Below are 14,743 nucleotides of genomic sequence, written 5' to 3'. Positions count from 1 at the left end.
CCGGTCCGGGAGGGACGCCATCGAGTCGTGCCCGCCGCGGTAGAGGCGGAGGCAGCGGCTGCGGTGCCGTCCGGTCCATATTCGCATTGGAGGTGAGGGGTGTCATAGGTCGGTCCGGTCGTGCAGGTGCGATGTCCGCGTTGCGCGGAACTTGTAGCCTCGCGCTGCGTTCGGCCGAGTGTGACTCATCCGTCCGGTTCTGATAACACGATGTATTGAACTGGAAAACTTTCTGTCACTGCTTCACGATGTATCCAGAGCCGGTGATCTGTGGGACCGTGGATCGACCGGAGACCATACCGATGAGGAGACGAGCCGTGCTGCTGCCGCAGGATCGCGTGGCCCGGCCCACGGGGGTGGACGGACCTGCCCGGCGGTTCGCGTTGATCGTGGCGTTGCTGGTGCTGACCGCTTCGTTGCCGCTGCTTGCGACGCTCGGCGCGGGTTCGGCGACGGTGGCCGGAGGTGGCCCGGCCACGGTGCTGCCGCTGATCGGTCAGCCGGGCGGCGGACCGATCATCGTGCAGCCGCTGCCGCACCCGACCCCGTCCGGACCGGTCGAGCCGACCGGCGGGGACGGTACGGAGCAGGACGCGTCGGCGGACCGTCGTGCCGGCGGCCGGGGCGGACCTTCCACCGGCACGAAGCGCGACAGCGGGAGCGGATCGTCGGATCGTGACCGGCCGGCCCCGGGCGCACCGGCGGACTCCGATGGTCCGGCACCGACGACCCCCAGCGATCCTGGGTCAGAACAGCCACCATCCGACACTCCGGACGACTCGCCGGACCCTGACGACCCGCCGCCCGTCACCGACGTCGACCCGGAGCCCGATCCGACGCCTACACCGTCGCCGAATCCGGACATCGACCCGGACATCGACCCGGACATCGACCCGGACATCGACCCGGACATCGACCCGTCCCCTGATCCCGATCCGACGCCGACTCCGGACCCAGACGTGGATCCGGACATCGACCCGTCGCCGGACCCCGATCCGACGCCGACTCCGGACCCAGATGTGGATCCGGGTCCGACGCCGGGTCCGTCCTGCAGTCCGCGCCCATCGGACGCGGCGTGACCGGGTAGACCCGTCAGGATCCGCCCTGCTCGTCGGCGAGTCGTTGCCGGTTGGCCTCGATCCAGGCGTCGAGCGCCTGCGGATCGTTGAGGTCGACACCCTCGGCAAGGAGTTGGGCGACCGCGGCCGTGGCCGGGCTGCGGCGCTCCCCGGTGGTGTAGAGGCGGACGAACTCCGGCACCATCTCGGCGATCGCGGCGTCCGTCTGGCTGAACGCCGCCGCCGGTAGACCGCGCTGCCGGCCGGCGTACGCGGACCAGCCGCGGACCACGCCGGGCAGCATGGCCGCGTCGTCGATGTCCAGCACCGCCCGGCGGTGCACCCAGTCGAGCAGGAACATGCCGGCCACCGCCGGGCTCCAGCGCATCGGGTCGGGGTCGAGCAGGCTCGCCGAGTGGTCGAGCACCAGGCTCAGGCAGAAGTGCAGCGAGGCAAGGTCGGCGTCGCCGGCCGCGTCCAGTCCGAACCGCTTGGCCTCGGCAGACGCGAGGAACTCCCGCACCAGAACGGTCCGCCGGTCGGCGGGCAGCGGATCGTCCGGTGCCGGTGCCACGGTCGGCTGCGGCGCGGGCAGTACGGCGAGCCGCGCGCCGACCAACGCCCGGTCGGTGGCGAGCGACCCCTCGCCGGGCAGTTCGCCCAGGCCGTCGGTGATCGCCAGGTGCCGGCTCACCTCACCGCGCAGCACCCGGGGATCCTCATCGCGGAACCAGGTCAGCTCGTCGTTGGCACACATCTGCCGAACCTGACCGAGGACCCGCTCGGCCGGACCACCGACGAAGACGTCCTTGGTGATGCCGATGTTGTGGTCGACCAGCGCCACCATCGCGTGCTCGGGGCCGCCGAGCTCGTCGTCGTAGGCGAAGGTGGCCAGGTACGAGGTCTGGTCGCCGTACACGTCGCCGTAGGCGTAGCTGCCGGTCAGCCGGACCCGGCCCAACCGGTCCGACCAGGGCGGCGCGGTCTTGCCGACCTTCACCGCGGCGGCGCCCGCCGCCTCCGGCACCAGCCGGGCGAAGACGGTACGGATGGTGGTCGCGGCGGCGGCGCGCCGGCGGGTGGTGGCGGCGAGAAAGCCGCCGACGAACTCCCGCACCGCGTCGGCGCGGTCCGTCTCCGCCACCGCGTACACGCTGCCGAGCAGGGCGGCGCCGAGCATCTCCGCGTCGAGGGCACACTCCAACTTGGTCACGTCACGGGCGGCGGCGAGCACCGCTTCGTAGGGGGTCTCAGGCGTGGCCATGAATCGACCCTACGCTGTGCTGCGGCGGCTGGCATCACCTGCGCGTCACATGTCGGGTACGCCGGGCGGGCGGACTCCGGCCCCGTCCAGCCGGCCGATGGGCCGCGCTTGCATCGGGAAGACCGGACGAGGTCGTCAGCGGTGGGACGACCGGGCACGGTCCAACGCGTCACGGGCGTCGGCATGCGCCTGCAGGACCGCCCGGACCGGGGCGACGACCAGCCGGCGGGCAGTCTCGGCCACCACGTCGTACAGCCGGTCCTCGGCCCGTCTGCGGACCCGCCGGGCCGCCCACCCGGTCACCGGCCGGATCAGCAGACTGAGCAGAATCCCGCCGAGCAAACCGCCGAGCAGCATCGCGGTCGGCACCGGCAGGACACCGACCGTCGGATAATCGAGGGCCGGCAGACCCAGCGTACGGATGATGAAGCCGACCAGCAGCCAGCCGAGCCCGGCGGCGGCGGTGGCGGTGACCGCCCACTGCACCGCGCCGACCAGCCGCCACCACATCGGCGGCCGGTCCAGGCCCAGGTCGGCGCCGCCGATCGCCCGGTCGAGAGCGTCCGGCAGCTCGGCCCGTTGCGACCGGGCGGCGGCGGCGACCGCCGCCGACCAGGGGGTCGGCAGGCGACTGCCGGCCTGCTCGGCGAGGCCGCGTACGGCCAGATCGACCGCGGCGCGCTGTGCGGCACTCGGTGCCGGCAACGAGGTGACCGGCACCGGTCCACCAGCCCCGGCCAGCGACGGCGGCCCCGGTTGACCGGGCGCGGTCACCGGCGCTGGCTGGTCGGCCGGGTCGATCCCGCCGGCCCGGCGGGAGCCGAGCAGGTGCAGCCGTAGCAGCGGATCCGGCCGCAGCCTGCGCCAGGCCCGGGTGAGCGGCCAGCCGGTCGCGGCCCCGGCCCGGTGCCGGTACGCCGAGTCGACGGCGTCGACCACGCTCGGCACCCCGGCCGCCGCCGCCAGCGCCAGGCTGAGCCGGCGCACCGTGCCACGGTTGATCTCCTCCTCGGCGTGTTCGCCGGCTGGGCCGACCAGTTCCGCCAGGCCTTCGGTGACCGAGTCTAGGTCACCGGAGAGTCGCCGCAGCGCCGCCTGCCGCTCGGCCACCGTGCCTTCCAACAGCCGGCGCAGCTCGGTCATCGCGGCCGGTACCAGCGCCGAGGTGGCCAGCAGCGGGACTCCGTCGAGCCCGTCGGCGTCGAGCAGCCGGCGCAGGTCGGCGAGCAGCCGGGGCAGCTCGGTCCGGTCCAGCCGGTCGGCGTGGTTGAGCACCACCACGGTGACGTCCCGGTTGCGATGGAACTCCCGCAGATAGCTGCGGTGGATCACCCGGTCGGCGTATTTCTGCGGGTCGACCACCCAGATCACCAGGTCGACCAGGCCGAGTAGCCGGTCGACCTCCAGCCGGTGCCCGTACTCGACCGAGTCGAAGTCGGGCAGGTCGAGCAGGACCAGACCGTGCAGCCCGGCCTCGTCGGTGCCGTCCAGGGCGCTCTCCCGGACGAACCGGTGCCGGGGCAGGACCCCGACCCAGTCCAACAGCCCGCTCGCTCCGTCGACCGCGCCCCACCCGCACGCGTGCGCGTACCCGGTGGTGGGCCGGCGTACGCCGGCCGGAGAGAGGTCCCGCCCGGCCAGCGCGTTGAAGATGCTGGACTTCCCGCTGCCGGTGGCGCCGGCCAGCGCCACGACGGTGTGTTCCCGGGACAGCGCCAGCCGGGCCCCGGCCCGCTCGACCAGGGTGTGGGCGGCTCCGAGACGGTCGTCGGGAATCCGACCGTCGGCGGCGCGCAGGAACCGCCCGAGCGCGTCGAGCCGGTCGACCAGCAGGTCGGCGTCCACCCGTGAGTCTCCTCGGACCAGGTGTCGGACCCGATCGACGAAGCCGGTCACGCGACCGCTCCCGGCAGCGGTCCGGTCGCGCCGGGCAGCGTGTCCGGCAACCGGTACGGCGTACCGCTGTTCAACCCGGCGGTCGCCCGGGCCTGCTCGACCTCGACGGCTGCGGCGCGCAGCCGGTCGCCGGGCGCGGTGGCCGTGGCGTCGACGGCCTGCGGCGGGACACCGGCCGCTTCGATCAGCCGCAGGTAGCGGCCGGCCTCCTCGTCGAGCAGTGTCCGGATCCGGAGTAGCAGGCCCTCCCGGGACCGGTTGGCGAGGTTGCGGATCGCCTGGTCGCCGAAGATCGCCTCAAGTACCTTCTGGGCGGCGACGGTGGTGCCGCCGGCGGCGGCGACCTCCAGCCCGGTCGGGATGAAGGCGGTCGAGGCGAAGACGGCGATCATGACGGCGAGCCCGGTGGCGTTCACCGCGTACGCGGCGGTGCGGGCGACGAACCGCTTGTCGCCGGCCTCGGCCCGGACCAGTTCGAGCACGTCGCGTTGCCAGTCGCGGACCAGCCGCTCGGCGCGTTCCGGCAGGTCGGCGGAGGGCCGGGCGAGGTCCGGGGTGAGTAGCGCGGCGCCGGCCGGGTGGGTCCGCCAGGCGAGGTGCGCGGCGTCGGCGGCCTCGGTCGCCGCGCCCTTGATCAGGGTGACCAGTTGTGACTCGATCGCGGTCCGCAGCTGGTTGGCGGGTGCCGGCCGCCCGGTGACGGCGCTGAGTACCCGGTCGCGAAGCCGCCCCACCCTGGCCTCCAGTGAACGGAACAGTTCGCCGGTGCCGACGAAGTCCTGCCAGCGGCCGAGTACTTCGCCGCGGAGCAGCCGGCCGTCCTGCACCGCCTGCTCGGCGTTACGGCTCACGCTGCGGTACGCGGCGCGGACCCGGTCGGTCAGGGTGCGGGCCGCGTCGAGCTGGTCGTCGGCAGCGGAGGCCAGTCCTTCGACGGTCGGTGCCAGCGCGCTCAGCGCCCCGTCGAGGGACTGCCGGATCACCGCGGCGCGGGCGGCGGCGTCCCCGGCGAGCCGGCCGAACCATTCGCGCAGCGGCGCGGCGACGATCTCCGGCAGCAGCCCCTGGCCGCCGACCACCGTCTCCGGCACCACGAAGATCGGTACGTCGCCGAGGTCGTGGGCGGTGAGCATCTCCCGCAGGTGCGCGGTGATTTCGTCGACTGCCTCGGTCGGCACCCGGTCCAGGGTGAGCGCGACCATGGTCCCGCGCAGCTGCGCGGTCTGCAGCAGCTGCCAGGGGACCGCGTCGGCGTACCGGGCGGCGGTGGTGACGAACAGCCACAGGTCGGCGGCGGCGAGCAGTTGGACGGCGAGCGCCCGGTTGGCGTCGACCACCGAGTCGATGTCCGGCGCGTCGAGGAAGGCCAGCCCGGGGGGTAGCGCCGGCGCGGCGACGAGCTGCAGCGCGTCCGGCGCGTCGGTGGGGCCGGCGGTGCGGGTCAGGCCGGGCAGCAGCTCGCCCTGCCGGAACCAGCCGGCATCCGCCGGATGGCTGACCAGCACCGGGGACCGGGTGGTGGGCCGCAGTACGCCGGTGGCGCTGACCCGGGCCCGGACCATGCTGTTGACCAGGGTCGACTTGCCCGCACCGGTGGAGCCGCCGACCACCACCAGCAGCGGGGCGTCGAGTCGGGCGAGCCGGGGCAGCAGATAGTCGTCCAACTGGGCGAGCAGGCCGGCACCGACCTCGCGGCCCTCCCCGGCTGAGGGCAACACGAGAGGGTACGCCATCGCCGCAATTGCGGAGCGTAGTCGTTTGAGTGCAGCGGGAAGTTCGGGTGCGCCGGGGTTGGGCGCGGCCGGTCTGCCCTGCGTGGTCACGGGTAAAGCGTGCCCGATCAATGCATGCCAGACAACCTGAACCGGCCCGGCGTGGCTGCCGATGACACTGTGGGTGACGCGCCCTGAGGGGGGTATCGGTGCTGGTGGGGGCATGAGTTGCGCGACTCCGACTCAACCTGACTTGACGGTGGCTACGATCGTGGCAGTATTGAGTCAAGTCCACTCAACTTGTGGTGGGTGTGCGGCGGGGCGGTGCCCCGGCACCTGCTCTACGAACGAAGCGAGGAAGCGACCATGGCACGTGCGGTCGGTATCGACCTGGGCACGACGAACTCTTGCGTCAGTGTGCTGGAGGGTGGTGAGCCTACCGTCATCGCCAACGCGGAGGGCTCCCGGACCACTCCTTCCATCGTCGCGTTCGCCCGCAACGGTGAGGTGCTCGTCGGCGAGGTCGCCAAGCGGCAGGCGGTAACCAACCCGGACCGGACGATCCGGTCGGTCAAGCGTGAGATCGGCACCAGCTGGACCGTCGACATCGACGGCAAGAAGTACACGCCGCAGGAGATCTCCGCCCGTACCCTGATGAAGCTCAAGCGGGACGCCGAGGCCTACCTCGGTGAGCGGATCACCGACGCGGTGATCACCGTCCCGGCGTACTTCAACGACGCGCAGCGTCAGGCCACCAAGGAAGCCGGCGAGATCGCCGGGTTCAACGTGCTGCGGATCGTCAACGAGCCGACCGCGGCGGCCCTGGCGTACGGCCTGGACAAGGGCTCCAAGGAGCAGACCGTCCTGGTCTTCGACCTCGGTGGCGGCACCTTCGACGTCTCGCTGCTGGAGCTCGGCGAGGGCGTGATCGAGGTCAAGTCGACCAGTGGTGACAACCTGCTCGGTGGTGACGACTGGGACCAGCGGATCATCGACCACCTGGTGAAGACGTTCCGTGGCCAGCACGGCGTTGACCTCGCCCAGGACAAGATGGCGATGCAGCGGCTGCGGGAAGCCGCGGAGAAGGCCAAGATCGAGCTGTCCGCCGCCACCACGACCAGCATCAACCTGCCGTACATCACCGCCGGCCCGGCCGGGTCGGACGGCGCCCCGTCGGCGCCGCTGCACCTGGACGTCACGCTGACCCGCGCCGAGTTCCAGCGGATGACCCAGGACCTGCTGGACCGCTGCAAGGGCCCGTTCGAGCAGGCGATCAAGGACGCCAGCGTCAAGCTGGCCGATGTCGACCACGTCATCCTGGTCGGCGGGTCCACCCGGATGCCGGCCGTCTCCGACCTGGTCAAGCAGCTGACCGGCCGGGAGCCGAACAAGGGCGTCAACCCGGACGAGGTGGTCGCGGTCGGTGCCGCGCTGCAGGCCGGTGTGCTCAAGGGCGAGGTCAAGGACGTCCTGCTGCTCGACGTGACCCCGCTGAGCCTGGGCATCGAGACCAAGGGCGGCATCTTCACCAAACTGATCGAGCGCAACACCACCATCCCGACCAAGCGCTCCGAGGTGTTCACCACGGCCGACGACAACCAGCCGTCGGTGCTCATCCAGGTCTTCCAGGGTGAGCGGGACATCGCCGCGTACAACAAGAAGCTCGGCACCTTCGAGCTCACCGGGCTCCCGCCGGCGCCGCGCGGCGTGCCGCAGGTCGAGGTCGCCTTCGACATCGACGCGAACGGCATCGTCCACGTCAACGCCAAGGACCTGGGCACTGGCAAGGAGCAGTCGATGACGATCACCGGCGGCTCGGCGCTGCCGAAGGACGACATCGAGCGGATGATGCGCGACGCGCAGGACCATGCCGACGAGGACAAGCGGCGTCGCGAGGAGGCGGAGACCCGCAACCTGGCCGAGCAGCTGCAGTGGCAGACCGAGAAGTTTCTCGCCGAGAGCGGCGACAAGCTGCCGTCGGACTCCCGCGACCAGATGAACGACGCGCTGGGCGAACTGCGTGGCGCGTTGGCCGGCAGCGACATCGAGGCGATCAAGTCCGCGCACGAGAAGCTGGCGCAGGTTTCCCAGCAGGCCGGCTCGCAGCTCTACGCCCAGCAGGCCGAGCAGCCGGGCGGTGCCGGCACCCCCGGCGAGCCCGGACCGGGCACCGCCGGACCGGGCGCCGCTGGGGCGTCCGCGTCAGGTGGTGCCGCCGGCGGGCCGGACGACGTGGTCGACGCGGAGATCATCGAGGACGACAAGAAGTGAGTCTCCGTCGAGGCCGAGGACCAGCGATGATCTTCCCTCGAACTGCCGCACGGAGCGAGGTAGCCACATGACGGAGAAGTCACGGGCCGCTGATCCGGCCGGCACCGGCCCGCCGAGGCGCCGCTCGGCACCGGTCGAGCAGGCGGACGGTGAGACCACCGAGCGCCTGGTGATCCGGGACAAACGCCGGATCGACCCGACCGGGACGCGGCCTCGGACCGCGCGGCACGCGGCGGCCGAGCCGACGGGTGCGGCACCCCCCACCGACCATCGTCCGACCGGGCGGCACGCCCGGTCGGGCACGGAGGAGGAGCCAGTGAGCGGGAAAGCCGACGACAGGTCCGCCGACGGGTCGGCCGCCAGCGACACCGGAAAGGACGAGCCGACCCGGTCCGCGACGAGCAGCGGGTCCGCGACCGGCACCGACCGGGCCGTTCAGCCCGACTCGTCGGACACCGCTGTCGTCGACGAGCCGGTGGTCGGCGAAGTGGTGGAGCCGGCGCCGGAGTCGGACGCCGAGGAGGCGGCCGGGGGCGTGGCCGGTCCCGGTCCGCTCGGCGCCGAGCTGGAGGCGCTCCGCGCCGATCTCGACGAACGCACCCGCGACCTGCAGCGGGTGACCGCTGAGTACGCCAACTATCGCAAGCGGGTCGAGCGGGACAAAGGGGTCGCCGCAGATCAGGCCACTGGTGCGGTTCTCGCCGCGCTGCTGCCGATCCTGGACGACCTGGACCGGGCACGGGAGCACGGCGACCTGGTCGGCCCGTTCGGCGCCGTGGCCGAGCAACTCGGCGCGGCGCTGGGCAAGTTCGGGCTCACCGCGTTCGGCGAGAAGGGCGACCCGTTCGATCCCACCCTGCACGAGGCGGTCGCGCACCTGACCTCCGCCGAGGTCACCGAACCCACCTGCGTCGACGTGATGCGGCGGGGCTACCTGCTCGGGGACCGGCTGCTGCGGGCGGCGCTGGTCGCTGTCGCAGACCCGGAATGACCGCCGCCGGTGGTCCACCGGCGCACATCACTGCCGGCGGCGGGACGCGGACCGCGTCCCGCCGCCGGCACCGCGGTACCGGCCGCCGCGCGTGGGCCGGGCCCGCAGTGGTTGGCCGGTCGTCCACCTGGCACCAGGGCGGTCAGGGTCGGGGTCCGGTGACGGACAGGAGGAGGACAGGGTGAGTTCCAAGGACTGGCTGGAAAAGGACTTCTACGCCGTACTGGGGGTGCCCAAGACGGCCTCCGCCGACGAGATCAAGAAGGCGTACCGCAAGCTGGCCCGCGAGTTGCATCCCGACCACAATCCCGGCAACTCGGCCTTTGAGGAGCGGTTCAAGGCGGTGTCGGAGGCGTACAACGTGCTCGCCGACGATCGGCGGCGCAAGGAGTACGACGAGATGCGCTCGCTGTTCGGTTCGGGTGCGTTCCGCCGGGGGGCGCGTGGCGGCGGGCCGGGCTTCGACCCGGCCGACCTGTTCGGCGGCTTCGCCGGGGCTGGCGGTGCCGGCGACCGTCGGTTCGGCGGGGCCGGGTTTTCCGACATTTTCAGCTCGATCTTTTCCGGCGGCGGCGGGGGCGGGATGCGTACCCGTGGACCGGCCCGAGGCCGCGACGTCGAGGCCGAGGTGGTGCTGGACTTCGGCGCCGCCGTACGCGGCACGACGCTGCCGCTGAGCCTGCGGGCACCTGGGGTGTGCGACACCTGCCACGGCAACGGTGCCAAGCCAGGCTCGGTGCCGAGGACCTGCCCGACCTGTGCCGGGTCCGGGCTGACCACCCGCAACCAGGGGTCGTTCAGCTTCTCCGAGCCGTGCCGTGACTGCCAGGGGGTGGGCACGATCGTCGACGAGAAGTGCCCGGAATGTCATGGCTCCGGTGGGGTGACCAAGACCCGGACGCTGAACGTCCGCTTCCCATCCGGCGTGGCGGACGGCCAGCGGATCCGGTTGGCCGGGCGGGGCGAGCCGGGCGACCGGGGTGGCCCGGCCGGTGACCTGTACGTGCTGGTCAAGGTCCGCAACGACGAACTGTTCGGGCGGACCGGCGACGATCTCACGTTGACCGTGCCGATCACCTACGCCGAGGCGGTGCTCGGCACCGACCTGCGGGTCCCGACCATGGACGGTGCCGTAACGCTTCGGGTGCAACCGGGTACACCGAGTGGGCGTACCTTGCGGGCGCGCGGCAAGGGTGTGCCCCGCCGGGACGGCACCGCCGGTGATCTTCTGGTTACCGTCGAGGTCGTCGTTCCGGCTACCGTGGACGAGTCGGCACAGGCCGCCCTGCGGACCTTCGCGGAGCACACCCCCGCTGCCGACCGGGAACGTCTCGCCGCCCGGCTGCGTCGCAACGAGGAGCAGGCCGCCGGGTCGCCGCGAGGGACAGACGGGAGGTGAGTGAGGGGTGGACGAGGATCTGCTGATCACGTTCGAGGCCGCCTCCGACGCCAAGGTCCTGATCATCTCGGTGGCGGCGCGGATGGCCGGCATGCATCCGCAGACGCTGCGCCAGTACGACCGGCTGGGCCTGGTGCAGGCCGGCCGGGCGGCTGGCGGCGGCCGCCGGTACAGCGTCCGGGACGTGGTGCTGCTGCGCGAGGTGCAGCGGCTCAGCCAGGACGACGGCGTCAACCTGGCCGGCATCAAGCGGATCATCGGGCTGGAGCAGCTCGTCGGCGACCTGCAGCAGCAGGTTGACGGGTTGCGCGCCGAGCTGGCCGAGGCGTACCGGCGGATCGCCGAGCTGGAGTCGGTCGGCCCGTACCCGCGACGTGACCTGGTCCCGACCAGCCGCACCTCGACCGCGCTGGTGGTGTGGCGGCCCAACCGGGGCAGCCGGCAGGAGTAAGCGGGGGCGGAGCCGGACCGGTCCGTCGGTCACTCAGCCGGCGGGAGCCGTTGACGATCAGCTGAGCCGGCGGGACTCGCGGATGCTAGCTCAGCCGGCGGGACTTACGGACCAGGCCGCCTTCGCACCAGTCGTGGTAGTCGAACAGCTGCGGCTTGGCCAGCAGCACCCGGGTGTTGTGCGCCCAGACCGACATCAGCTCGTCGCCGTCCTGCTCGGCCTGCTCGACCAGCTTGCGCAGCCGCCGTTTCGGGTGGGCGCGGAAGTTGGTCCGGATGCCGTCCGCCGCGTAGATGTAGAGGCAGTGCAGCGCGAACCGGCGGGCCGGACAGGTCGGATCCATCGCCAGGTCGAACAGCGTGGTGATCAACCGGTCACCGGAGACGAGCAGGTCCCAGTCCTGCGGCATCGACTGCAGCGGGACCGAGTCCGGCTGGTATGCCCAGGCGCGCAGCTCGGCGGGCGACGGGTCCACCGGGTTGGTGAAGCCGCGGAACGCCGACTCTTGCACGCTCAACGGGGACCCTCCCGTTCGCGGCCGACAGGGCACAACCGGCCCTGGGCCTACCACTAGCTACTGCCGCGCCACGGTAGCGTGTCGGAGGGTGATCGGGGAAGTCCCTGGTAATGCCTTTCACGAAGCCGGTACGTGCCGGTCCGCTTCCGTCAGGTGATCCCCGCTGGCCGCGAGGGGTGCGGGCCGCCTCCGCAGCCGACGCTTGAACCAGCGGGAATCCGGAATCCGGGCCAGCACCGGTCCGGTCACCACGGTGATCAGCACGTACGCGGTGGCCAACGGCGCGAGCGCCGGCTCGATACCGGAGCTGGCGACCGCCAGGCCGGCGATCACGATGGAGAACTCCCCACGCGGCATCAGCGCCAGCCCGGCCCGCCACCGACCGGGAGCGGCGATACCGGCCCGCTTGGCGGCCAGGTAACCGGTCAGCACCTTGGTGCACATCGTCACCACCGCCAGCCCGAGGGCCGGCAGCAGCACCGGCGGGATGTCCCGGGGGTCGGTCACCAGCCCGAAGAAGACGAAGAAGACCGCAGCGAACACGTCCCGCAGCGGGGTGAGCAGTTCGGTGGCGCTGTGCGCCACCGGCCCGGACAGCGCGATGCCGACCAGGAACGCGCCGACCGCCGCGGAGACCTGCAGTTCGGCGGCGATCCCGGCGACCAGCAGGGTCAATCCGAGTACGCCGAGCAGCAGCGCCTCCGGGTCGCGTACCGACAGCAGAGCGGAGATCCGGTGGCCGAACCGGACCGCGACCAGCAGCACGACGGTGACCGCGGTGACCGCCACCGCGACCGCCAGGCTGCCGGCGGCGAGCCCGGCGCCGATCAGCACCGCGCTGAGCACCGGCAGGTAGAACGCCATCGCCAGGTCCTCGACGACCAGGATCGACAGGATGACCGGCGTTTCCCGGTTACCCAGCCGGCCCAGGTCGCCGAGCATCTTGGCGATCACGCCGGACGACGAGATCCAGGTGATCCCGCCGAGCACCACGGCGGCGGTCGGCCCCCAGCCGAGCAGCAGGGCGAACGCGACCCCGGGCAGCGCGTTGAGCAGCGCGTCGATCAGGCCGGCCGGTGCCGCCCGGCGCAGGTTGCCGATCAGCTCGCTCGCCGAGTACTCCAGCCCGAGCATCACCAGCAGCAGCACCACGCCGATCTCTGCCCCGACGGCGAAGAAGTCCTGGATGTCGTGCAGCGGGAGCAGGCCGCCGTGACCGAACAGCAGCCCGGCGAGCAAATAGAGCGGGATCGGCGACAGCCCGTAGCGCCGGGACAGGCGGCTGAGCAGCCCGAGGAGCAGCAGCAGCGCGCCGAGTTCGATCAGCAGCAGTGCGCTGTCGTGCATGGCCGGGTCAGCCGGCCGGGTCGTCGTCGGCGAGGATGCCGCCCACGCCGTCCAGCCCGGACCTGGTACCGACGACCACCACCACGTCGCCGGCGGCGAACCGGAACTCCGGCCCCGGGGAGGCCAGCACCTCCCGGTTGCGCAGCACCGCCACGATCGACGCCCCGGTACGGGTCCGCGTCTTGGTGTCGCCGAGGGTGCGGCCGACGAACGGCGAGCCAGCCGAGATCGGCACCTGCTCGGTGAGCAGCCCGGCCGCCTGGTCGCGCAACCCGGCGAGCTGGCTGAGCATCAGCGACGCGCCGAGGATGTCGGCGAGCGCCTCCGCCTCGTCGTCGGTCAGCGGGATGTCGGCGTCACAGGCGTCCGGATCGTCCCGGTCGTAGAGGACGAGGTCACGACGCCCTGACCGGTGACTCACCACGCCGATCCGTCGGCCTGACTCGGTCATCAGGTCGTGGCGTACTCCGATGCCGGGGAGATCGACCTGTTCCACACGTGCGCGCACACCGTCCACGCTACGCCGCCTAAGGGCAGACGGTCGCGCCGCGTCCCGGCAGACTGGTGCGGACGCGGTGCCGAATCGGCCAGGAGTGGTCGCCGGACCGGGCGGTTGTGGGGCGCGGGGCGGAAGGAGAGGGTGGATGCGACGTCGGGTAGGCGGGTCGGTCGCGGCCGTCGGTCTGTCGGCCGTGCTGATCCTCACCGGGTGTTCGATCGGCGACATCCGCCGGCCACCTCCAGACCGCGCGGCCCCGTCGACGGACGCGACGGGGCCTGTCGGCGGGCCCGCCGTCGAGGTACGCCCGATGCGGGTGCGGGCCGGCTACAACGCCCCATTCGTCGCGTTCGACGACGCCGACCACGGGTACGCCTTCTTTCACGGATGCAACGCCCGGGCGTCCGTCGGGGTTGCGTCGGGTTGCCCGTCGCAGCTCTACGCGACCGCCGACGGCGGCCGGTCCTGGCAGCACCGGGAGCACCCGGACCCGGCGGCGGTGGAGCATTCGATGCTGGTCGGCTACGGCAGCCTGGTGCTGTCCGCCGGCGCGGCCTGGTACCGGTCGGTCGACGGGGGTGTGACCTTCACCCAGGGTGACAGTCCGGACGGGTCGATGCCGCCCGAGTTCGCCAGTTGGGACGGGCCGTACCAGGTGTGTTGCCGAACCGATCCCGTGCCGCGGGTCGTCGAGGTGACCGAGCAGGGGACGGTCCCGTTGGCCCCGCAGCCGCCGATCCCGGTGGTGCAGACCGTCGGCCACATCGGCGACAAGCTGACCGTCGCCGGGCTGCACGACGGCCGGCTGCATGTGGCGTTCGGCGCGCCGGTGGCGACCGATGATGATGGCGGCGGTGGGCCAGGGGTGCGCTGGCTGTGGCGGACCGACGCGGTCACCGTCGCGGATCCGGAGCGGATCCGTCAGCTCGTCGTGGAGACGACGCCGTCGGGCGGTTACTGGCTGATCGGCGAGCCGGTGCCCCTGCCGGGTGAGTTTCCGCTCGTCTGGCGGGCCGATTGGGGTCGGCTGGAGCCGGTGCGGTTCGATGACCCGCCGCCGGAGGTGATGTCGGTGCTGCCGGACGGTGGCCGGCTGCTGGTCACCACCAGTACCGGTGTCTGGTCGGTCGGCTCCGACGGCCGCTTCGAGCCGGTTGACTGGCCGGTGCAGGGCGCCTACCTGACCCGGCTGCGGGACGGGACGGTGCAGGCGGTCCGGCCGGGCGGCGCGGTGCTGCTCAAGGCGCGACAGCCGTCGGGTGCCGGGTGGGTGGAGATCTCCTGGGAACCGTACGGGCGGTAGCCCGGTGCGGGTCGGGCTTCGGCGGTCGACTCGTT

General features: G+C 72.3%; 12 protein-coding genes. 6 read left to right on the top strand and 6 right to left on the bottom strand.

Features of this window, described 5'->3' with window-relative positions; translation table 11 throughout:
* Window positions 1-302: 302 nt before the first annotated feature.
* Window positions 303-1,079: a hypothetical protein gene (locus ACFHWS_RS19950; RefSeq protein WP_416568765.1), complete on the top strand. Its 777-nt coding sequence runs from the start codon at window positions 303-305 to the stop codon at window positions 1,077-1,079.
* Window positions 1,080-1,092: 13 nt separating this feature from the next.
* Here the strand turns inward: ACFHWS_RS19950 and ACFHWS_RS19945 are convergent, their stop codons facing one another.
* The 3 genes from ACFHWS_RS19945 to ACFHWS_RS19935 form a co-directional block, all read right to left on the bottom strand.
* Entirely contained in the window at window positions 1,093-2,322 is a 1,230-nt protein-coding gene (locus ACFHWS_RS19945; protein ID WP_416551004.1) for a hypothetical protein, read from the bottom strand.
* Between the two features lie 135 nt (window positions 2,323-2,457).
* Window positions 2,458-4,218 (bottom strand): GTPase, encoded by a 1,761-nt coding sequence (locus tag ACFHWS_RS19940; protein ID WP_416551005.1) that lies wholly within the window; start codon window positions 4,216-4,218, stop codon window positions 2,458-2,460.
* The gene (locus ACFHWS_RS19935) at window positions 4,215-5,951 is read right to left on the bottom strand and encodes an ABC transporter (RefSeq protein ID WP_416568764.1); all 1,737 of its coding nucleotides are present in this window, start codon (window positions 5,949-5,951) and stop codon (window positions 4,215-4,217) included. The genes ACFHWS_RS19940 and ACFHWS_RS19935 overlap by 4 nt, the downstream gene beginning before the upstream one ends.
* A gap of 345 nt (window positions 5,952-6,296) precedes the next feature.
* Between ACFHWS_RS19935 and dnaK the strand changes: the two genes are divergently transcribed.
* From dnaK to ACFHWS_RS19915, 4 genes are all read left to right on the top strand, one after another.
* A complete protein-coding gene (gene dnaK / locus ACFHWS_RS19930; protein WP_416551007.1) occupies window positions 6,297-8,201 on the top strand; it encodes a molecular chaperone DnaK in 1,905 nt (634 codons plus the stop codon).
* A gap of 67 nt (window positions 8,202-8,268) precedes the next feature.
* A complete protein-coding gene (locus ACFHWS_RS19925; protein ID WP_416568763.1) occupies window positions 8,269-9,192 on the top strand; it encodes a nucleotide exchange factor GrpE in 924 nt (307 codons plus the stop codon).
* A gap of 181 nt (window positions 9,193-9,373) precedes the next feature.
* The gene (dnaJ, locus tag ACFHWS_RS19920) at window positions 9,374-10,591 is read left to right on the top strand and encodes a molecular chaperone DnaJ (protein ID WP_416551009.1); all 1,218 of its coding nucleotides are present in this window, start codon (window positions 9,374-9,376) and stop codon (window positions 10,589-10,591) included.
* A 7-nt stretch (window positions 10,592-10,598) separates the two neighbouring features.
* Complete coding sequence (locus ACFHWS_RS19915) at window positions 10,599-11,042, top strand: heat shock protein transcriptional repressor HspR (RefSeq protein ID WP_416551010.1); 444 nt, start codon at window positions 10,599-10,601, stop codon at window positions 11,040-11,042.
* An 85-nt stretch (window positions 11,043-11,127) separates the two neighbouring features.
* Here the strand turns inward: ACFHWS_RS19915 and ACFHWS_RS19910 are convergent, their stop codons facing one another.
* The 3 genes from ACFHWS_RS19910 to ACFHWS_RS19900 all read right to left on the bottom strand — a co-directional run bounded on the left by ACFHWS_RS19910 (window position 11,128) and on the right by ACFHWS_RS19900 (window position 13,414).
* Window positions 11,128-11,559 carry a hypothetical protein gene (locus tag ACFHWS_RS19910; RefSeq protein ID WP_416551011.1) on the bottom strand — a complete coding sequence of 144 codons (432 nt, stop codon included), beginning with the start codon at window positions 11,557-11,559 and terminating at the stop codon, window positions 11,128-11,130.
* Window positions 11,560-11,676: 117 nt separating this feature from the next.
* Window positions 11,677-12,906, bottom strand: coding sequence for a cation:proton antiporter (locus ACFHWS_RS19905; protein ID WP_416551012.1), 1,230 nt, complete (start codon window positions 12,904-12,906; stop codon window positions 11,677-11,679).
* A 7-nt stretch (window positions 12,907-12,913) separates the two neighbouring features.
* On the bottom strand, window positions 12,914-13,414 hold the full coding sequence (locus ACFHWS_RS19900; protein ID WP_416551013.1) for a cation:proton antiporter regulatory subunit: 501 nt from the start codon (window positions 13,412-13,414) through the stop codon (window positions 12,914-12,916).
* A 136-nt stretch (window positions 13,415-13,550) separates the two neighbouring features.
* Here ACFHWS_RS19900 and ACFHWS_RS19895 point away from each other — a divergent pair, with 136 nt between their 5' ends.
* Window positions 13,551-14,708, top strand: a complete 1,158-nt coding sequence (locus tag ACFHWS_RS19895; protein ID WP_416551014.1) for a hypothetical protein — start codon at window positions 13,551-13,553, stop codon at window positions 14,706-14,708.
* Window positions 14,709-14,743: the final 35 nt, after the last annotated feature.

It is taken from the genome of Micromonospora sp. LOL_013 (assembly GCF_048060315.1).
In the GTDB taxonomy this organism is placed as follows: domain Bacteria; phylum Actinomycetota; class Actinomycetes; order Mycobacteriales; family Micromonosporaceae; genus Micromonospora_E.
The sequence above is the reverse complement of the archived record's forward strand: the minus strand, read 5'-3'. Positions and strand labels throughout refer to the sequence as shown.

What these genes read in the sequence shown, in the direction of transcription:
- ACFHWS_RS19905 (WP_416551012.1), bottom strand. Translation starts at nt 12,906, where the DNA reads ATGCACGACAGCGCACTGCTGCTGATCGAACTCGGCGCGCTGCTGCTG.
- ACFHWS_RS19945 (WP_416551004.1), bottom strand. Translation starts at nt 2,322, where the DNA reads ATGGCCACGCCTGAGACCCCCTACGAAGCGGTGCTCGCCGCCGCCCGT.
- ACFHWS_RS19895 (WP_416551014.1), top strand. Translation starts at nt 13,551, where the DNA reads ATGCGACGTCGGGTAGGCGGGTCGGTCGCGGCCGTCGGTCTGTCGGCC.
- dnaK (WP_416551007.1), top strand. Translation starts at nt 6,297, where the DNA reads ATGGCACGTGCGGTCGGTATCGACCTGGGCACGACGAACTCTTGCGTC.
- ACFHWS_RS19925 (WP_416568763.1), top strand. Translation starts at nt 8,269, where the DNA reads ATGACGGAGAAGTCACGGGCCGCTGATCCGGCCGGCACCGGCCCGCCG.
- ACFHWS_RS19950 (WP_416568765.1), top strand. Translation starts at nt 303, where the DNA reads ATGAGGAGACGAGCCGTGCTGCTGCCGCAGGATCGCGTGGCCCGGCCC.
- ACFHWS_RS19935 (WP_416568764.1), bottom strand. Translation starts at nt 5,951, where the DNA reads ATGGCGTACCCTCTCGTGTTGCCCTCAGCCGGGGAGGGCCGCGAGGTC.